The 20051-nt window shown below is 60.6% G+C and carries 15 protein-coding genes; 10 read left to right on the top strand and 5 right to left on the bottom strand.

Annotated elements, in window-relative coordinates:
• Nucleotides 1–81: 81 nt before the first annotated feature.
• Nucleotides 82–4983 carry an NAD-glutamate dehydrogenase gene (locus AC1DWM_RS00930; protein ID WP_223520754.1) on the bottom strand — a complete coding sequence of 1634 codons (4902 nt, stop codon included), beginning with the start codon at nt 4981–4983 and terminating at the stop codon, nt 82–84.
• 503 nt (nt 4984–5486) lie between these two features.
• On the opposite strand from AC1DWM_RS00930, the gene AC1DWM_RS00925 reads away from it, so the two are divergent.
• The 10 genes from AC1DWM_RS00925 (at nt 5487) to AC1DWM_RS00880 (ending at nt 18700) form a co-directional block, all read left to right on the top strand.
• Complete coding sequence (locus AC1DWM_RS00925; RefSeq protein WP_223520756.1) at nt 5487–5840, top strand: hypothetical protein; 354 nt, start codon at nt 5487–5489, stop codon at nt 5838–5840.
• Between the two features lie 286 nt (nt 5841–6126).
• A complete protein-coding gene (locus AC1DWM_RS00920; RefSeq protein ID WP_008150800.1) occupies nt 6127–7086 on the top strand; it encodes an AAA family ATPase in 960 nt (319 codons plus the stop codon).
• Between the two features lie 5 nt (nt 7087–7091).
• The gene (locus AC1DWM_RS00915; protein ID WP_223520758.1) at nt 7092–8036 is read left to right on the top strand and encodes a DUF58 domain-containing protein; all 945 of its coding nucleotides are present in this window, start codon (nt 7092–7094) and stop codon (nt 8034–8036) included.
• Nucleotides 8033–8527: a DUF4381 domain-containing protein gene (locus AC1DWM_RS00910; protein WP_223520760.1), complete on the top strand. Its 495-nt coding sequence runs from the start codon at nt 8033–8035 to the stop codon at nt 8525–8527. The genes AC1DWM_RS00915 and AC1DWM_RS00910 overlap by 4 nt, the downstream gene beginning before the upstream one ends.
• Nucleotides 8520–9599, top strand: coding sequence for a vWA domain-containing protein (locus tag AC1DWM_RS00905; protein WP_223520763.1), 1080 nt, complete (start codon nt 8520–8522; stop codon nt 9597–9599). Before AC1DWM_RS00910 ends, AC1DWM_RS00905 begins: the two co-directional genes overlap by 8 nt.
• Complete coding sequence (locus tag AC1DWM_RS00900) at nt 9596–11335, top strand: VWA domain-containing protein (protein WP_477794439.1); 1740 nt, start codon at nt 9596–9598, stop codon at nt 11333–11335. Before AC1DWM_RS00905 ends, AC1DWM_RS00900 begins: the two co-directional genes overlap by 4 nt.
• Nucleotides 11332–12972 carry a BatD family protein gene (locus tag AC1DWM_RS00895; protein ID WP_477794438.1) on the top strand — a complete coding sequence of 547 codons (1641 nt, stop codon included), beginning with the start codon at nt 11332–11334 and terminating at the stop codon, nt 12970–12972. The genes AC1DWM_RS00900 and AC1DWM_RS00895 overlap by 4 nt, the downstream gene beginning before the upstream one ends.
• A 252-nt stretch (nt 12973–13224) precedes the next feature.
• On the top strand, nt 13225–14469 hold the full coding sequence (locus AC1DWM_RS00890; protein ID WP_477794437.1) for an exonuclease SbcCD subunit D C-terminal domain-containing protein: 1245 nt from the start codon (nt 13225–13227) through the stop codon (nt 14467–14469).
• Entirely contained in the window at nt 14466–18107 is a 3642-nt protein-coding gene (locus AC1DWM_RS00885; RefSeq protein ID WP_477794436.1) for an AAA family ATPase, read from the top strand. Before AC1DWM_RS00890 ends, AC1DWM_RS00885 begins: the two co-directional genes overlap by 4 nt.
• Nucleotides 18104–18700, top strand: coding sequence for a glutathione S-transferase (locus AC1DWM_RS00880; RefSeq protein ID WP_477794435.1), 597 nt, complete (start codon nt 18104–18106; stop codon nt 18698–18700). The genes AC1DWM_RS00885 and AC1DWM_RS00880 overlap by 4 nt, the downstream gene beginning before the upstream one ends.
• Nucleotides 18701–18878: 178 nt before the next feature.
• On the opposite strand, the gene AC1DWM_RS00875 is transcribed toward AC1DWM_RS00880, so the two are convergent.
• The 4 genes from AC1DWM_RS00875 to AC1DWM_RS00860 form a co-directional block, all read right to left on the bottom strand.
• Nucleotides 18879–19136 (bottom strand): hypothetical protein, encoded by a 258-nt coding sequence (locus AC1DWM_RS00875; RefSeq protein WP_223520777.1) that lies wholly within the window; start codon nt 19134–19136, stop codon nt 18879–18881.
• On the bottom strand, nt 19133–19345 hold the full coding sequence (locus AC1DWM_RS00870) for a hypothetical protein (protein WP_223520779.1): 213 nt from the start codon (nt 19343–19345) through the stop codon (nt 19133–19135). The genes AC1DWM_RS00875 and AC1DWM_RS00870 overlap by 4 nt, the downstream gene beginning before the upstream one ends.
• 115 nt (nt 19346–19460) lie before the next feature.
• Nucleotides 19461–19586 carry a hypothetical protein gene (locus tag AC1DWM_RS00865; protein ID WP_263288417.1) on the bottom strand — a complete coding sequence of 42 codons (126 nt, stop codon included), beginning with the start codon at nt 19584–19586 and terminating at the stop codon, nt 19461–19463.
• Nucleotides 19587–19796: 210 nt separating this feature from the next.
• The gene (locus AC1DWM_RS00860; RefSeq protein ID WP_223520781.1) at nt 19797–19976 is read right to left on the bottom strand and encodes a hypothetical protein; all 180 of its coding nucleotides are present in this window, start codon (nt 19974–19976) and stop codon (nt 19797–19799) included.
• Nucleotides 19977–20051: the final 75 nt, after the last annotated feature.

The following is a 20051-nucleotide window of genomic DNA, read 5'->3' as shown; positions in this document are numbered from 1 at the left end:
GCCTGAACAGACACCCAATAACCATCAGACAAAAAAAAGCCCCGCATGTCGCCATGCGGGGCTTTTTCATTCAGCGCCTGATCAGGCCGCCGGCTCCAGCTCTTCGCTGACAGGTGCAATGGCAGTCACCACCGCTTGCCCGCTCAACGCCAGGTCCAGCAGTTCGCGGTTGGCCACCGCGTACATGGCGTAGTCCGTACCGCTGGCGGCACGGAGTTCCACCAGCATGGCGCGCCAGCGTTCGATCATGCCTTCGTGCTCTTCCATCCACAGCGCCAGGCGTGTTTCCACGTCCTGAGTGCCGTCGCCCTGTTGCAGGACGGAGATGGTGATCGCACGTTGCTGCCAGTCGACGTCATCACGGAACGCTTCACGGGCCAGGGCTTGCCAGTTGTTTTCAACCGGCAGAGCGCTGATCTGTTGCAGGTACCAGGTGATGTCCAGCGCGCTACCAACGGCGAAGTAAGCCTTCGCGACGTCTGCTGCGTTCTGACCGGTAACGTCCGACGCTTCGATGATCGGCAGCAAGGTGTACAGGTGAGTGGTGCCTGCAACCATGCGCGCCAGCAACTCAGGTACGCCAGCCGCGACGTAGGCCTGATAGCGGGTCTGCCAGCCTTCGCGAGTCGGGCCTTCCAGCAGTTCGTCGAGCTTGAGGCCCAGCGCTGCCAGATGTGGACCGAAGTGCGCGACGTCACGAGCCGCATTCTGCTCGTTGCGACGGCTGCGCAGGAACCAGCGCGTGGCGCGGCGGCCCAGACGCATCAGCTCGTCCATCAGCTCCAGTTGCACGTCAGCGGAAACCTGGTAATCCAGGGCCTCTATCTGCCGGAACCAGTGCGGGAGGTGGAAGATATCCCGAACTATTACATACGCACCCGCAACATTCGCCGGGCTCATGCCGGTCGACTCTTTGAGTCGTTGAACGAAGGTGATGCCCATGTGGTTGACCAGGTCGTTGGCGATCTGGGTGCTGACGATTTCGCGCTTCAGACGGTGACGGCGCATGGCTTCGGAGAACTTGCTCACCAGGGTCGGCGGGAAAGCGGTTTCCATGTCACGGGTCAGGTAGTCGTCATCCGGCACCAGGGAGTTAAGCAACTGCTCCTTGAGGTCGATCTTGCTGTAGGAGATCAGCACCGAGAGCTCTGCACGGGTCAGGCCGTGGCCTGTCGCAATGCGCTCGTTGATCGCTTCTTCCGCCGGCAGGAACTCGATAGCGCGATCCAGCTTGCCACGGCCTTCCAGATCGTTCATCAGGCGCTTGTATTCAGCGATACGCGGCAAGGCACGACGCGCTGCCAGGGACAGGGCCTGAGTCTGCTTGTAGTTGTTGCCCAGCACCAGATTGCCGACTTCGTCGGTCATGCTCGCCAGCAACTGGTTACGTTGCTTGTCGGTCATGTCACCGGCGTGAACCACTTCGTTCAGCAGGATCTTGATGTTTACTTCGTGGTCGGAGCAGTCCACGCCACCAGCGTTGTCGATGAAGTCGGTGTTGGAACCGCCGCCGTTGAGACCGAATTCGACACGACCCAGTTGGGTCATACCGAGGTTACCGCCCTCGCCTACGACTTTGCAGCGCAGTTCGTTGCCGTTCACGCGCAGTGCATCGTTGGCCTTGTCGCCGACATCGGCGTGGCTTTCGCTGCTGGCTTTGACGTACGTACCGATACCGCCGTTCCACAACAGGTCTACCGGTGCCTTGAGCAAGGCATTGAGCAGTTCGGTCGGGGTCAGTTTGTCGGCCTGAATGTCGAAGCGCTCTTTCATCTGCTCGGAGATGGCAATGCTCTTCGCGCTACGGGAGAAGATCCCGCCGCCTTCGGACATGATGCTGGTGTCGTAATCCGACCAGGCCGAACGTGGCAGGTCGAACAGGCGCTGACGTTCAGCGAAGCTGTTCGCCGGCTCCGGATTCGGGTCGATGAAGATGTGCAGGTGGTTGAACGCAGCCACCAGTTGCAGCGTCTCGGACATCAACAGACCGTTACCGAATACGTCACCGGCCATGTCGCCGACACCGACCACGGTAATGCTGTCTTTCTGAACATTGATGCCGCGTTCGCGGAAGTGACGTTGAACGCCAACCCACGCGCCCTTGGCGGTGATGCCCATTTTCTTGTGGTCGTAACCAGCGGAACCGCCGGAAGCGAACGCGTCACCCAGCCAGAAGCCGTAATCGATGGCGATACCGTTGGCGATGTCGGAGAAGGTCGCAGTGCCCTTATCCGCAGCAACGACCAGGTACGGGTCATCGTCGTCATGACGCACGACGTTGGCCGGCGGAACCAGCGCGCCGTCTTTCAGGTTGTCGGTGATGTCCAACAGGCCCGAAATGAAGATGCGGTAGCAGGCGATGCCCTCGGCCGCGATCTCGTCACGGCTGCCGCCCAGTGGCAGGCGACGCGGCAGGAAGCCGCCCTTCGCGCCGACTGGCACGATGACCGAGTTCTTCACTTGTTGGGCTTTTACCAGGCCCAGGACTTCGGTGCGGTAGTCTTCTTCACGGTCGGACCAGCGCAGACCGCCACGCGCCACGTTGCCGAAGCGCAGGTGCACGCCTTCGACGCGAGGCGAGTAAACGAAGATTTCGAACTTCGGTACTGGCTTCGGCAGCTCTGGAATCTGGTGCGGGTTGAACTTGAAGCTGAAGTACGACTTGTTATGGCCGTTGGCGTCAGTCTGATAGAAGTTGGTGCGCAGGGTGGCCTTGATCAGGTCCAGGTAGCGACGCAGGATGCGGTCTTCGTTCAGCACCTGGACGTCGTCCAGTGCGCTCAGAATCGCGTGTTCCAGACGTTGCTGCTTGTCTTCCAGGTCGTCGTCGGACAGCTTGCGTGCCAGATAGAAACGGGTTTTGAACAACCGGGTCAACTCGCGAGCGATGTCGGTGTGGTTGTTCAGGGTGCTGGCGATGTAGCCCAGGTCGAAGCCCAGACGAATCTGCTTCATGTAGCGCGCATAAGCACGCAGCAGCGCCACATCGCGCCACGGCAGGCCGGCGGTCAGCACCAGGCGGTTGAACGCATCGTTCTCGGCATCGCCACGCACGATGTGGACGAACGCGTCCTGCAAGGTGTCGTTGAGTTGCTGAATGTCGAGTTCCAGGCCTTCAGCAGCGGTGAACGCGAAGTCGTGAATCCAGAACTCTCGGCCATTAGTGTGGCGCAGGCGATACGGGAATTCACCCAGCACGCGCAGGCCCAGGTTTTCCAGGATCGGCAACACGTCGGACAGCGCCAGCGGCGTATCGGCGTGGTACAGCTTGCAGTGCAGCATGCGCTGGCCGGACACCTGACCCAGTGGCTGATAGAAACTCATCACCAATGGATTTTTTTCGTTCAGGCTCAGCAGGTGTTGCATGTCGACCACCGCCGAGTGGGCGGCGAAACGCTCACGGTAACCGGCCGGGAAGCCTTTCGGAAAGTCGGCCAGCACATTGGTGCCGTGGGCTTCGCCGAAGCTTTCCACTACCAGACTGGCGTAGTCGTCCTGCCAGCTGCGGCAAGCCTGAACCACTTCTTTTTCCAGCAGAACCGGGTCGATGTCGAGGCGGTTTTTCGGGTCGACGCGCAGGATCAGTTGCACGCGGGCCAGCACGGACTCGGAGAAGAATGTCCAGAACTCGCAATCCGAGGCTTTCAGGCGATCCATCAGCACTTGCTGGATTTTCTGGCGCACTTCGGTGGAGTAGATGTCGCGTGGCACGTAAGCCAGGCAGTAGCAGAAACGGCCGTACGGGTCTTTGCGCAGGAACACGCGGATCTTATTGCGTTCCTGGATCTGCACGATCGACATCACGGTGCTGAACAGTTCGTCGACCGGGGTCTGGAACAGGTCATCGCGCGGCAGCACTTCGACCACCTGCGCCAGTTCCTTGCCCAGGTGAGCCTTGGCCTGGAAGCCGGAACGGCGTTCGATTTCTTCGACCTTGCGGCGGATGTACGGAATAACCCGCACGCTCTCGCCATACACCGATGAGGTGTACAGGCCCATGAAACGGCATTCCTTGATGACGTTGCCGTGAGCATCGATTTCACGGATCGACACGTAATCCGGGTAAGCCGGACGGTGTACACGGCTTGGGTGCGCGGCCTTGGCGAACGACAACAGGGTCGGTTCGCGCAGGTAATTCACGGCGTAGTCTTCGATGCGCAGGTCATCGTAGGTCAGGCCGGTGCGCAGCAATTTGGTCAGGCCGAGGAAGGAATCCTGGTCGTAGACGATGTGGCCGCCGTCGGCTTCATCGCGAACCACGAACTCTTCGTAGCCCAGGAACGTGAAGTGGTTACCCACCAGCCATTCCAGGAAGCTTTTGATTTCGGCTTTTTCTTCAGGGTCGACCGCAAACTGACTGTTATCCAGGCCAGTGAGGATTTCCTGGACCTTGGTTTTCATCGGCTCGAAATCGGCGACCGCGACGCGGACTTCACCGAGGACCTGTTCCAGCTCTTTGCTCAGGACATTGAGCTCGGCCGTGTTGGCGCAACGGTCGATTTCCAGGTACATCAGCGATTCTTGAAGAATGCCTTCGCCCTGGGTGCCTTTGGGCAGGATTTCCAGCAACTCGCCTTTGCTGCCGCGACGAACGCTCAGCACAGTGGTTTGCAGGGTATGAATGCTGTAGCCGCGACGGTTCAGCTCGGTACGCACCGAGTCCACCAGGAATGGCAGGTCGTGGTGCAGCACTTCGACCGCGGTGTGGGTCGACTGCCAGCCGTGGCGTTCGTAATCAGGGTTGTAGACGCGCACTTGCGGTTGCGCGTGATCGAAGCGCTCAAGCAGGCGCCACGCAGAAAGGGTGCAGCCGGCGAGGTCGGACAACCGACGTTGGGTCAGCTCGTCCAGGGAAATGATGCCGAAGAATTGTTCAGCGAACAACGCCACTTGTGGCAGTGCCTGTTCACTGATGTGCTGTGCCAGTGCCGCTTGCAGTTGGTGCTGGAAGTCGGCTTTGCTGGCTGCGGTGAAGAACGCCATCTGTGGTACTCCGCTTGGGCTTGTTATTGATGGAAGCGTCGCGTGCAAAACCCCTTTCGGGGCGATCCGTCACCCTGCTCCTGATTCTCGGGCAGAGGAAACAGGGGGACAGGTGGGTGAAGCTGGACGAGACACTCGGGTCACATTCACCTTCCATGAATGGGCATCTGCAAAAGCGACTGAACTGCGTGCAGCGCAATGCCTTTACAGGTGCTCATCCGTTGCGCAGCTTAACGAGTGCGGCAAGGCCCATGCTTGCGGTGCTGCGACATATTCGGTCATCGGTACGCTACTGGCGGCACGCGCCTCGAACAACACTAGCAGCCGTGGGCAAAAACGGGCGTTTTATCCCCGGTTTTCCGGCACCCGCGTACCAGAAATGACCAGTAACACTCTAAGTGTCCGCGCCCCTCCTCTGACACTCAACCGAGCAGAAATTCCCTTGTGCTGGCAGAATTGTGTTTTGTTCGTCTTCACCATGCTCGTCGAGCCAGGAATTCCCCATGCAAATGACCACCGCCCTCTTGATTGTGAATCCTTGCGATGACGAGGAAGACAACATGGCCATGCTCTGCTGCCACAGCGATCAGGGCGATATGTTCCTGATGACCCGCTACCCGGACGAGGACGAACTGGAAATCACCCTCGACGACGAACCTTCGACGCTGGACGGCGTGAAAGTCACCCTCAGCCCTACCCGCCTGCTGATTGAAATCGCCGCGGCGGATGTGGATGCGCTGAATGGGGATGATTCTTTGGAAATCATTCACAACACGGATGCGGGTGATTTGGCAGAAGTGGAAGAAACCTTGCAGAACATTCTCAAGGGGACTGGTACCTATGTAAGCCAGCTCTGAATCTCAGCGCCTGTGCCGGCCCCTTCGCGAGCAGGCTCGCTCCCACATTTGATTGCATTTTCATGAAACAACCCGGTCACCTGTGGGAGCGAGCCTGCTCGCGATGAGGCCAGAGAGCTCAACGTCCGCCCCCCCGCCCTGCAAACTTCGTAAAGTTTCGCCAATCATTTCCCGCACTTTGCACAAAATGCCGTTAGTCGCCGCCCCCCGCGATGGATTAAAGTAACGCCCCCAGCCCAGGCGTTATTCGAACGCCTTCGGCCACCTTCTCCAGGAACAGTCATCGATGGAACATCGTGAAGCGCTGCTCGCGCTGCGAACCTTTCTTTCAACGCAGATTCTCGGCCAGGAAAAACTCATCGAGCGCTTGCTCATCGCGTTGCTTGCCGACGGCCACATGCTGGTCGAGGGCGCCCCGGGCCTGGCCAAGACCAAGGCCATCAAAGAGCTTGCCGAAGGGATCGAAGCACAGTTCCACCGCATTCAGTTCACCCCTGACCTGCTGCCCGCAGACATTACCGGCACCGAAATCTATCGGCCGGAAACCGGCAGTTTCGTGTTCCAGCAAGGCCCGATTTTCCACAACCTGGTGCTGGCGGACGAAATCAACCGTGCCCCGGCCAAGGTTCAGTCCGCATTGCTGGAAGCCATGGGCGAGCGCCAGGTCAGCGTCGGGCGCAGCACTTACGAGCTGTCGCCGCTGTTTTTGGTAATGGCCACGCAAAACCCCATCGAGCAGGAAGGCACCTATCCGCTGCCCGAAGCCCAACTCGACCGCTTTCTGATGCATGTAAAAATCGGCTTCCCTGATGCCGCCGTCGAACGGCGAATCCTGCAACAGGCCCGTGGTGAAGCGTTGAACGGCGAAACCAAACCCGAGCGCAGGGTCAGCCAGCAGGCGATTTTCGCCGCGCGCAAGGAAATCCTCGGCTTGTACATGGCCGACGCCGTGGAGGAATACCTGGTGCAACTGGTCATGGCCACACGCACACCGGCCAAGTTCGACCCGGAGATGGCCGAGTGGATCGCCTATGGCGCCAGCCCGCGCGGTTCGATTGCCCTCGACCGCTGCGCGCGGGCCCACGCCTGGCTGGCCGGTCGCGACTTCGTCAGCCCGGAAGACATTCAAGCGGTGTTGTTCGACGTGCTGCGCCACCGCATCATTCTGTCCTTTGAAGCCGAAGCCGCTGGCATCGATCAGGACCGGGTGGTCCAGCGGATTCTCGACGTCGTAGCCGTCGCTTGACCCCGATGAACGCCATCCTGCCAGCCGAACCGGGCATCCGTGTCAGCCTCGCCGAACTGATCGAGATGCGCCATCGCGTGCGTGAAGTGCAATTGTTCTCCACGCCGAGCCAGCGCAGCCCGCTGATCGGCCTGCACCACTCCAAACTGCGCGGGCGCGGAGTGGACTTCGATCAGGTACGGGTCTATCAGGCCGGTGATGACGTGCGAAGCATCGATTGGCGCGTCACCGCCCGCACCCAGGAACCCCACACCAAACTGTTCCATGAAGAGCGTGAGCGGCCGATTTTCATCATGGTCGAGCAAAGCCGTCGTCTGTTCTTCGGCTCGGGACTGATGTTCAAGTCGGTGCTCGCCGCCCAGGCCGCGAGCCTGATTGGCTGGGCGGCGCTCGGCCATAACGATCGGGTCGGCGGACTGGTGTTTGGCGACAATGAGCACTACGAGATCAAACCCCGCCGTAGTAAACAAAGCCTGCTGCAATTGCTCAACCGTCTGGTGCGGGTCAATCAGTCGCTGCACACCGAAAGCGAAACGGACCGCGACGCCTTCGGCATTGCCCTGCGGCGCGCCCGGGAAGTGCTGCGCCCCGGTAGCCTGGCGATCGTGATCTGCGACGAGCGCGCCTTGAGCGAGGGCGCCGAGCAACAGTTGAGCCTGCTGTCGCGTCATTGCGACCTGTTGCTGCTACCCGTGTCCGATCCACTGGATCACGCCCTGCCCGCCGCCGGCTTGCTGCGATTTGCCGAACGTGGCGCGCAACTGGAACTCGACACCCTGAATTTCGACCTGCGCCAGACCTATCGCGCGCAAGCAGAAGCACGCATCGCACGCTGGGAATTGCTTGCCCAAAAACTACGCGTATTACTGATGCCATTGAGCACCCAGAGCGAGATGGTCGAGCAACTGCGCGAGTACCTGAACCCACAAAAACCGGGGAAAGGTCGATGAGCAGTCTCGATCAACTGCAGCCGCTGATTACCCCACCCCCCATCGAATTCTGGCCTCCTGCGCCGGGCTGGTGGTTGTTGCTGTTATTGCTGCCGCTGATCGGCTTTGGCCTGTGGCGGATGCGACACTTGATGGCACGCAAACGCCCTATCGTTCGCGCCGAACAGCCGCTGGACCCGGTGCGCGTCGCTGCGCTGGCCGAACTGGCGCGGATGCCTAAACCCTACGACGGCGCACCGGCCGGCGCCTGGTTGCAGCAGCTCAATGGGTTGCTCAAACGCCTGTGTCGCAATCATTACCCTTACAGCCAGAGCCACACACTCAACGGACGCAAATGGCTGGCGTTTCTCGACAACCGCTGTCCCGCTGCCGGCCTGACACGCTGGATGGTCCTGGTTGAAGGCGCCTACAAACCCGAATGCAAACTCGACGACAAGGCCATCGCGGGCCTGACCCAAGCCGTCGACACCTGGATTCGCAAACATGTTTGAGTTTGCCTGGCCGTGGATGTTTGCCTTGCTGCCCTTGCCGTGGTTGATGCGCGTACTGTTGCCGATGGCCGACAGTGGCGAGCCGGCGCTCAAAGTCACGTTCCTGAATGACCTCGAAGGCCTGACCCGCCGCCGCGCCCGGGCAAACCTGCCGGCCTGGCGCCAGCAGGCACCGTTCATACTACTTTGGCTGTTGCTGTTGATCGCCGCCGCGCGCCCGCAATGGCTGGGTGAGCCGCTGCCGATTGCGGCCAGTGGCCGCGATTTGCTGGTAGCGGTAGACGTGTCCGGCTCGATGGATTTTCCCGACATGAAGTGGCAGGACGAGGACGTCAGCCGTTTGAGCCTCGTGCAACATTTGCTCGGTGACTTCCTGGAAAGCCGCGATGGCGATCGGGTCGGCCTGATCCTGTTCGGCAGTCAGGCGTACCTGCAAGCGCCGCTGACCTTCGACCGGCACACCGTAAGGGTCTGGCTCGACGAAGCGCGGATCGGCATCGCCGGCAAGAACACCGCCATCGGCGATGCCATCGGCCTGGCCCTTAAACGCCTGCGCCTGCGTCCGGCCCAGAGCCGTGTGCTGATTCTGGTCACGGACGGCGCCAACAACGGCGGCGAAATCGACCCGTTGACCGCTGCGCGCCTGGCGGCTAACGAAGGGGTGAAAATCTACCCTATCGGCGTTGGGGCCAACCCGGAGGAAAGTGGCACGTTGGGCTTTCTCGGCGTCAACCCGAGCCTGGACCTCGACGAACCGGCGCTCAAAGCCATCGCTGAAGCCACCGGCGGTCAGTATTTCCGTGCCCATGATGGCAACGAACTGCAAACCATCAAGGACACCCTCGACACACTAGAGCCGGTCACGCAACAACCCACCCAGGCCCGTCCGGCCCAGGCGTTGTATCACTGGCCGCTGGCGTTGGCGCTGCTGTTGAGCATGCTGTTGGTGGTGCGCGAGCGCTGGCCGGATAATCCGCTGCATCGTCTGTTCACCAAGGATCTGTACTTGCAATCGCCCCTGCCTGACTGGCGCCAGCGACTCAAACGCCTGCGCCTGCGGAGACGCCGATGAGCGTGCTCTGGCCTTTCTGGTTCCGCCCCTGGTGGCTGTTGCTGTTGCCTGTGCTGGGCTGGTTGCTGTGGCAACTCTGGCACCGGCAAAAGCGGGCCGGGCGCTGGCAGATGATTCTGCCGCCCGCCTTTCACGCCGCCTTGCTCAGTGGCGGTAACGGACGCGACAGCAAGCTGCCGTGGGTCGTACTCGGGTTGGCCTGGGTGCTGACCGTTCTGGCGCTGCTGGGGCCGAGCTGGCAACGGGTCGAACAGGCCAGTCAGAAACCTGCCGATCCACTGGTCGTGGTGCTTGAACTGACCCCGGAAATGCTCGCCACCGACGTGGTGCCGAATCGGCTGGAACAGGCGCGACGCAAGCTGTTTGACCTGCTGCAAGTGCGCAGCGACTCGCAGACGGCCATCGTCGTTTACTCCGGCAGCGCACACACGTTGGTGCCGCTGTCGGATGACCTCTCGACCAGTGGCAACCTGCTGGATGCGTTGAAACCTTCGCTGATGCCTGAGACCGGCCATCGGGCTGATCTCGCGGTGAACAAGGCCCTTGCCTTGCTCAATCAGGCCGCTTTGGGCGATGGCCGGATTCTGCTGATCGGCTCCACCCTGACCGAGCAAGAGCGCCAAGGCATACGTCAGGCACTGGATGGGCATTCGACGCAATTTTTGATGCTTGGCATCGGCACTGACGAAGGTGCGCCGGTTGCTCAGGAAGACGGCAGCTTCCTCAAGGACAATGAAGGCGCGATTCTGGTGCCGCGTCTGGACAACTCAAGCCTTAAAGCCTTTGCCCACGATCTCGGCGGACGCTATCGCCAGGCGCAACTGGACGATGCCGACCTGCGCGCGCTCGGCCTGCTCGATGGCCCGCGCACGTTGCGTAACGACGGGCAAACCTTGCGCCTCGACACGTGGGCCGACCAGGGCTACTGGCTGTTGCTGCCGCTATTGCTGCTGGCTGCGTGTGCCGGGCGCCGCGGCTGGTTGTTCTGCCTGCCGTTGCTGTGGGTGCTGCCGCAACCAAGTTACGCCTTCGACTTCGAAGACTTGTGGCTGCGCCCTGATCAAAGGGGCCTGCACTTGCTCAAGCGAGACCACCCGGCCAGGGCTGCGCAGTATTTCCAGGACCCACAATGGCAAGGTGTGGCGCTGTATCAAGCCGGCGACTACAGTGGCGCCGCCCAGCGGTTCGCCCAAGGCAGTGACGCCCACGCCCACTACAATCGTGGCAATGCCCTGGCGAAAAGCGGGGAGCTGGAAGCCGCGCTGGATGCCTACGAACAAGCGTTGGAACTTCAACCCGATTTGCGCCCGGCCCTGACCAACAAAGCGCTGGTGGAAAGTCTGCTCAAGCAGAAACACACCCCGCCGCCGGTTGAGCCGGATTCCACCGACGACAGCGAGGCGCAGAACGCCGAGCAGGAACAGTCGCCCGGAGCGGCCACGCAACCGACGAGCGACGGCGAACCGAAAACCGATGCCCAGCAAGCCACACAGGACGCCCAGCAACAGGCCACAGCGCCGCCAAAACCGGGTACCAATGAAGTCCCGGGCAGCGAGTTGGCAGACGAGCAAAGCACCAGGCCACCGCGGCGCCCGGCCAGCGGCACGATTGAAGGCGAACAGCGTCAGGCGCTGGAGCAATGGCTGCGCAAGATCCCGGATGATCCAGGTGAACTGCTCAGGCGCAAATTCTGGTACGAACAGCAACAACATCAGGATCAGGGAAAAACTCGATGACCCGCTTCACCCTCTTCATGCTTGCCCTGCTGTTCTGCGCCGTTCAGGCCCAGGCGTCGGCGCTGGTGGCCAGTGTCGATCGCAGCCGCCTGAACTCCGGCGAGACGGTCGAACTGACCCTGGAAACCAGCGACGTGACGCAGTTTGGCAAGCCGGATCTGACGCCACTGGAGCCGCTGTTCGAAGTGCGCGGTACCCGCCAGGTCAACCAGTTGAACACCCTCAGTGGCGAAAACCGCGCGACCACGCGCTGGATCATTACCTTGCTGCCCAAGGCAAACGGCAGCGTGACGATTCCGTCATTGCAACTGGGCGAGGTGCAGAGCCAGCCCATCACGGTGCAAGTGGTCGAGAGCGAAAGCCAGGACACCGCGACCAAACTGGCCCCGGTATTTATTGACACCAGCCTCGATCAGACCAGTGTGTACGTGCAGGCCCAGGCGGTCCTGACCTTGCGCATCTACCATTCCGTGTCGCTGTACGACGACAGCAGCCTGACCCCTTTGCAGGTGCCTGACGCGCGTATCGAACAACTGGGTGAGTCGCGCACCTACGAAAAAGTCATCAACGGTCTGCGCCATGGCGTGATCGAAATGCGCTACGCGATCTATCCGCAACACAGTGGCGAACTGGCCATTCCGGCGCAGATCTTCAGTGCCACTCTGGTCGACACCCAGCCCGCGCAGGACGCTGCGGCCCAAGCGCCGAAATCCGGGAAACTGATGCGCGTCAGCTCCACGCCCATTTTGCTGTCGGTCAAAGCCAAACCCATCACCTACCCTGCCGACCTGCCCTGGCTGCCGGCCCGCAGCGTGACGCTGAGCGAAAGCTGGAACCCGGAGCCGGACCACGCACAAGTGGGCGACTCGCTGACCCGCAGCCTGATCCTCAAGGTGGAAGGCCTGTCCAGTTCGCAACTGCCGCCGCTGCCGGCCACCGACGTCAATGGATTGCGGCGCTATCCGGATCAACCGGTAATGAACAACCAGAGCAGCGAACGTGGGCTGATCGGCAGTCGCGAAGACCGCGAAGCCCTCGTTCCCACCCGCAGCGGTGCAATCGAGTTGCCGGCGGTCGAAGTGGTCTGGTGGAACACGTTCGAAGATCATCTGGAACACAGCAGCCTGCCAGCCCGTACCCTGCAAGTCGCCAACAACCCGAGCATGGTCGTCGATACACCGGCCGGGATACCTCAAGTCAATTCCTCTGCCGACAGCGAAACCCTGCGGCGCTGGAAACTCAGCACGCTGATCCTCGCCTGCACCACCCTGCTCGGCTTCGGCCTCTGGTGGCGTGCCCGCTGGCAACCGGCAATCCTGCGTACTGCGCAGACCGGCCCGAGCCCGCGCACCGTCCTCGACGACCTCAAGCGCGCCTGCCTGGCGAACGACTCCCACGCCACCCGCCAGGCGCTCGACGCCTGGGCGCGGCAACAACCGGAAACCCTGGCCGACATGGCCGCCCGTTTCGTGCCACTGTCCGATGCCCTGGACGGCTTGAACGGCGCGCTCTACAGCGAAACCGGCCAGCACTGGCAAGGCGAAGAACTGTGGCGCGCGATCAAGGCGATCCCGATTGCCGAGCGGGTTCAGGATCCGGTGGGTGATAGCGGGCTGCCGCCGCTTTATCCCAAATAATCACCGCCCTGTAGCAGCTGCCGAGCCTGCGAGGCTGCGTCCGACTGCGCAGCAGTCGCAAAATCAATACATGCGGTGTATCAGACAAACAGCGTATGCAGAATTTACGACTGCTGCGCAGTCGGACGCAGGCTTCGCCTGCTGCTACAAAGAGTGCGTCGCCACATCAGGTGTGTTTGCCAGTAAACTCCCTCCCCTTTAGCCGCCATCATTTCCCCCGCGGCCATCACCTTATTTCCAACGGAGTACGCCTTGCGTCTGTTCCACACCTCCGACTGGCACCTTGGGCAGAATCTGCACGGCCAGGAACGCGATTTCGAGCACGCCTGTTTTCTTGAATGGCTGTTGCGCCAGCTGAAGCTGGACCAGCCCGATGTGCTGTTGATCGCCGGCGATATCTTCGACACGGTCAACCCGCCGGTCAAAGCCCAGGAACGCCTCTACGATTTCATCGTCAGCGCCCACGAGCAGCAGCCCTTGCTGACCATCGTGATGATCGCCGGCAACCACGACTCCGGCTCACGGATCGAATTGCCCGCGCCATTGATGCGCCGCTTGCGCACCCATGCGCTCGGTCGGGTGCTGTGGCTGGATGACGGTCAACTGGATGCCGAGCGCCTGTTGCTGCCGTTGCCCGATGACAGCGGTGAGATTGTCGGCTGGTGCCTGGCGCTGCCGTTCCTGCGCCCTGCCGAAGTCACCGGCGCGCAGTTGGGCGACAACTATTTGCGCGGGATTGGCCAGGTTCACGAATGGCTGATCGAAGCGGCTAACGCCAAGCGCACACCCGGCCAGGCGTTGATTGCGATCAGCCACGCGCACATGGCCGGCGGTTCGGTGTCGGAAGATTCCGAGCGCAGCCTGATCATCGGCAACGCCGAGGCCCTGCCCGCCAGCCTGTTCGGGCCAAGCATCAGTTACGTTGCCCTCGGCCATTTGCACAAGCCGCAGAAGGTCAACGGCGAGGAGCGCATCCGCTACAGCGGCTCGCCGATTCCGCTGTCGTTTTCCGAGATCGGCTATCAGCATCAGATTCTCGAAATCACCCTCGATGGCGAAACCCTGGTCAGCGTCGAGCCGAAGCTGATTCCACGGGCAGTCAACCTGCAACGCATCGGCCCGGCGCCGCTGGCGGAAATCCTCCTGCAACTGGCTGATCTGCCCAACATCGATTTGCTCGCCGACATCCAGCGCCAGCCATGGCTGGAAGTCCGGGTGCGCCTGGACGAGCCGCAACCCGACCTGCGTCACCAGGTAGAAACCACCCTGCAAGGCAAAGCCGTGCGTCTGGTGCGTATCGCCGCCGAATATGCCGGCAATGGCAGCCGCGAGGGCGTCGATGACGGCACCAGTCTGGTCGAACTGGACCAGCTAACGCCTCAGGAATTGTTCAGCCGCGCCTGGCAGGACAGCTATGGCAGTGAGGTCGATGAGCAAACGCTGAAGGACTTTGCCGAGCTGTTACAGGACGTGCAGATGGAGAGCGAACAGCCATGAAGATTCTCGCGATCCGCCTGAAAAACCTCGCCTCCCTGGCCGGGCCCTTTGAGATCGACTTCACGGCCGAACCGTTGGCCAGCGCTGGTCTATTCGCAATCACCGGACCCACCGGTGCCGGTAAAAGCACTTTGCTTGATGCCTTGTGCCTGGCACTTTTTGGCGCCGTGCCCCGTCTGAGCAATGCTCAAGTGTCCGCGAAAGCGCCGGACGCCGATGGCGAAATCAGCACCGGCGACCCCCGTACGCTGTTGCGACGTGGCACGGGTGAAGGCTATGCCGAAGTGGATTTCGTTGGCATTGACGGCCGTCGTTACCGCGCTCGCTGGGAAGCCAACCGCGCCCGGGAGAAAGCCGGCGGCAAGCTGCAAGCCAGTCGCCAGAGCTTGCGCGACATCGATCAGGATCAACTGCTGGCCAGCCAGAAAGTCGAGTTCAAAACCCAGCTCGAATCCGTACTGGGCTTGAACTTCGAGCAGTTCACCCGCGCCGTGTTGCTCGCCCAGAGCGAATTCAGTGCCTTCCTCAAGGCCAACGACAACGAACGCAGCGAATTGCTGGAAAAGCTCACCGACACCGCGCTCTATACCCAGCTCGGTCGCCGCGCGTTCGACAAGACCAAAGAGGCGCGTGAAACCCACAAGCTGTTGCAGGACCAGGCCACCGGCGTGACGCCGCTATCTCCCGAAGCCCGCGCCGAACTGGATGAGCGCTTCAATGAGGCGCAGCAGCAACTGAAAACTCAGCAGGCGCAACTCAAACAGCTTGAGCTGCAACACACCTGGCTCAAAGACCTGCGCCAGTTGCAGGACGAGCAACTGAGCGCCACTGAACAACTGAACAGCGCGCAGCAGCATTGGGACAGTCTGGTCGGTGAACGCCTGAAACTGACGCGCCTGGAGCAGTTGGCCCCGCAACGGCATCAGTTCGCCCGCAAAACTGAACTCACCGCTCAGCTCACGCCGCTGGCTGCGCAGATTCAACAACACACGCAACAGCAACAGGAACTCACCGAGCGCCAGACTCAACTCGAACAGAGCCTGAGCAGCGCCCATACCGCGCTGACCGAAGCGCAAAACCAGCACACCCACAGTGCGCCGTTGCTACGCCAGGCCTTTGAAGCTCAAAGCACCCTCGCCCGTCTGGTCAAAGACACCAGCCTCAGCGCCGATCTCAAGCAGCAAGCAGAACTGGCCTGCACTCAGGGTCAGAGCACGATTCAAGGTTTGCTTGATCAGCAAAAACAGGTTGCCGAACGTCTGCAACGCATCGCCGGGGAGCTCGAATACAGCACGCCTCTGGCACCGCTGAGCGAGGCGTGGAACGCCTATCGCGATCGCCTGCAACAGCTGATGTTGATCGGCAATCGCTTGAACAAAGGCCAGGCCGAACTGGCGGCCCTGGAGCAAAGTGCAACAGGCGCAGCCGAAGCGCTGGCCTCGCAAAAACAGCAGCTGGAAGTGCTCTACAAAGAGGCCGGCGCCGAACCTGAAGCCGTGGCTGAACAAATCCAGCTGCTCGGCAATCTGTTGCAGGACAACCGCAAGCAACTGCGGGCTTTCGAAGAACTGACACGGCTGTGGGCCAGTCAGCTGGAACTGGACCACCGCGGCGCGGAGCTTCAACAACGCCAGCTGGGCGCTCAGCAAGAACGCGATCGCCTGACCCAGGACGGGGTAAAAACCAAGAACGAACTGACCATCGCCGAACAGACCCTGACCATTACCCGCGAACTGCTGGAACGTCAGCGTCTGGCCCGCAGCGCCAGCGTCGAAGAATTGCGTGAGCAGTTACAGGACGATCAGCCGTGTCCGGTTTGTGGCAGCCCCGACCATCCCTATCATCAGCCGGAAGCGCTGCTGCAAAGCCTCGGTCGCCATGACGAAAGCGAGCAGGCCAACGCGCAGAAAGCCGTCGACCAGTTGAAGGAAAAACTCACTGATCTGCGTGCAGAAGTCGGCGGCTTGATCGCTCAGCAAAAAGAGCTGTTACAGCAGCAAGAGCAACTCGCCACCCAGCAACAAGCCCTGACGCCAAGCCTCGAAGCGCATCCATTGTCGACGCAATTAATGACTCAGGACGCGAACAAACGCGATGCCTGGCTGACGCAGCAAAACAATCAGTTGAACCAGAGCATCAGCCAGGACGAGCAGCGGCAAACCGCCCTGCTGACCTTGCAACAGGACGCCGCGCGCCTTCAGCAACAACTGCGCAGTGCCGAGACCGCAAGCCAGCAGGCGGCGCAGCACCTGACCAACCAGCAACGCGAGTTGAGCAGCGACCGTCAGCGACTGAATGAAGAACTGACCGCGTTCAGCACCCTGCTCCCAAGCCAAACGCTGGAGGCTTTGCGCAACGAGCCCGCCGCGACGTTCATGCAACTCGACCAGCAGATTACCCAGCGCCTTGAGCAACTCGACCAGCAACGCGATGAACTCAGCGAACAGCTGCAACGTCAGCAGGCGCTGGAGAAAGAACTGGACCGCCAGCAGACGCGGGCTCAGCAACTGGAAGCTGCCAAGCAGCAGTTCGATACTCTCGCCGAGCAACAGCAAGCCTGTCAGCAGACCCTGAGCCAACTGTTGGGCGCACACGCCAATGCCGAGCAATGGCAGCAGCAACTCGATCACGCCGTCGAACAGGCACGCACCGCAGAATCGACCGCCAATCAGGAACTGCAAACCGTGCGCACGCACCTGGTGCAACTGGCGGCTGAACTCAAGGCCCTGCAGGAACGCTCGGTGTCACTGGAAGCCGAAGACCGCGAGTTGAGCAGCAAGATTGGTGATTGGCGCGCGCAGCATCCCGAGCTGGATGACGGCGGTCTGGACGCGTTGCTCAGCGTCGACGATCAACAGCTCAGCGAACTGCGCCAGCAATTGCAACACAGCGAAAAAGCCATCGAACAGAACAAGGTCTTGTTGCAGGAGCGGGATAAGCGCCTGCTCAGCCACCAGGCACAGCACAACGGTAATCTCGATGCCGAACAACTGGCCACCGCACTGACCGAACTGCAAAACCTGTCTTCCGCCAGTGAACACCGCTGCGCCGAACTGCGCGCCGAGCAGACCGAGGATCAGCGCCGGCAAAACGCCAATCAAGCCCTGGCCCAACAGATCGCCGACGCCTACACCGAGTACCAACGCTGGGCGCGTTTGAATGCATTGATCGGTTCGGCCACCGGCGATACGTTCCGCAAGATCGCCCAGGCCTACAACCTCGATCTGTTGGTGCACCACGCCAACGTACAGTTGCGGCAACTGGTACGACGCTATCGGTTGAAACGCGGCGGCAGCATGCTGGGGTTATTGGTGATGGACACCGAGATGGGCGATGAACTGCGTTCGGTGCATTCGTTGTCGGGCGGCGAGACGTTCCTGGTGTCACTGGCGCTGGCCTTGGGCCTGGCTTCGATGGCGTCGAGCACGCTGAAAATCGAATCATTGTTCATCGACGAAGGCTTCGGCAGCCTCGATCCGGAATCCCTGCAACTGGCCATGGACGCGCTGGACGGCTTGCAGGCTCAGGGCCGCAAAGTCGCGGTAATTTCCCATGTGCAGGAAATGCATGAACGGATTCCGGTGCAGATTCAGGTTCGTCGTCAGGGCAATGGCCTGAGTACCCTGGAGGTGAAATGAATACGCTGTATTCCTTCCGCCGCTGCCCGTACGCCATGCGCGCTCGCATGGCGCTACGTTACTCCGGCGTGCCGGTGAACATCGTCGAAGTAAGCCTCAAGGCCAAACCCGCAGAGATGCTGACGTTGTCGAGCAAAGGCACGGTACCGGTGCTGAGCGCTGATGGCCGGGTCATTGATGAAAGCCTGGCAATCATGCAGTGGGCGTTGGCGCAAAACGATCCGCAGGACTGGTTGCTCAAGAATGATTCCGCCGGACAAGCGCGCATCGCGGCCCTGATCGAGTCGAACGATCAGAGCTTCAAAGTGCACCTGAATCGCTACAAATACGCCGAACGTTATCCCGAACAACCGATGGAGGTTTATCGGGCCGACGGTGAGGTGTTTTTGCGCCAGCTTGATGAGTTACTGGAGGGGCGCGACTACTTGCTGGCGGCGCATCCAAGTCTGGCAGACATAGCGCTGATGCCGTTCGTGCGGCAGTTTGCGCATGTCGATCGCGAGTGGTTCGCGCAGACGCCTTACGTGCGGTTGCAGGACTGGTTGCAGCGGTTTCTGGAGTCGGACTTGTTTACTGGCGTAATGCAAAAGTAACCACATCGATCCCTGTAGCAGCTGGCGAAGCCTGCGTCGGCCGGTCCGCGCTCGGGCGCAGCAGTCGCAAAATCAGCACATGCGGTACATCAGACAAACCATGTAAGCAGAATTTACGACTGCTTCGCAATCGGACGCAGGCTTCGCCAGCTGCTACAAGGTTGCGTCGCACGATGCATCAGGCAAACACTTCACACATCTTCAACACCGAACAATCCACATGGAACGGCCCGAAGAAATCGGACTGACGTTTGATCGGTGGATTGCCCGCCAGCAGCGCCAGCGCCTTCTGCGTTTCAATATTGCGTGCGAGGTTGTGATTGGCTTCTATGGATCGGGCCACGGAACCCGCCGAACCCTGCCCGATGCCCAGCAACGAAGAGCCGTTGGTGATGAACGCCAGGAACGCAATCACCCAGAGTCTGCGCCCTTTCATGCCCCGACCACTCCCGCCAGTTCTACGTGCTCGCCCCCCGCGTTTTGGGCGCGGTGTTCGAACTGGATGCCGGGATAAGCGACCTCAATCGGTGCTTCTACGGTGCGGTGCGTTTGAGCCGAAAGGCTGACGACCAACACCAGGATCACGTAAAGACCGATGGCCAGGTAGGCGCCGTGTTTGGCAGAAGTGAGGATTGAGCTGGCCATGGTGTTCTCCGTGGGCATGTTTCGATGCCCACAGAATCAATCAAAAAAGCTGGGCTAACCACTCAGGGATATCCATAGTGACCATCAGCTTCGTTGATCATTAAGCCAGTCTATTTCAGTCTTCGATAAAACTCATCATGCGCTCGCGGGCCGCGTCCGGCTCGTCTGGAACGGGCTGGGCATCCGAAAGTAGGGGGGTGGAATACAGAAAAAGAAGAACCACTGCCACGCGCATCGCCATGTTGTCGATCCTTGTTATTAGAATTGGAATCAAAAACCGAGCGCCAAATCTAAACTCGCGGCCATGTGTTATCAAGTCGGGAGTTGATGGCAATGTGATGCTGTCGTAAACGCGTTATGCAGGAGCGACATCACTCAGGTTTCTCGAAGCTGTTCAGCTTGATCGACGCAAGTGACTTCACTCCTGCATAAAAGGTGCAGGGCTTGTATTTCAGGCTTGGGTTTTGTGATCCAGAGCGGCGTAGAAATTGGCACTCTGTTGCAGGTATTTCTGGGTGTAGCTCTGGGCGTGGGATTTTTTGTCGCTGATTTCGACGTTGGCACTGGCTGGCAGAGCAACGGAGGCAGAGATTGCAGAAGCAGCAATGACAGAGAAGAGATTGAAGTTCATGGCGGTATTCCTCGCATTCAGTTGGCTTGCTTGCCCGGTGGGGCCGTGAAGCAAACTTAACCTTCGAGTGTTCTC

Source organism: Pseudomonas sp. P4_C8 (assembly GCF_056401975.1).
Note: the sequence above shows the minus strand (reverse complement) of the source record. Positions and strands in the feature narration are given on the sequence as shown.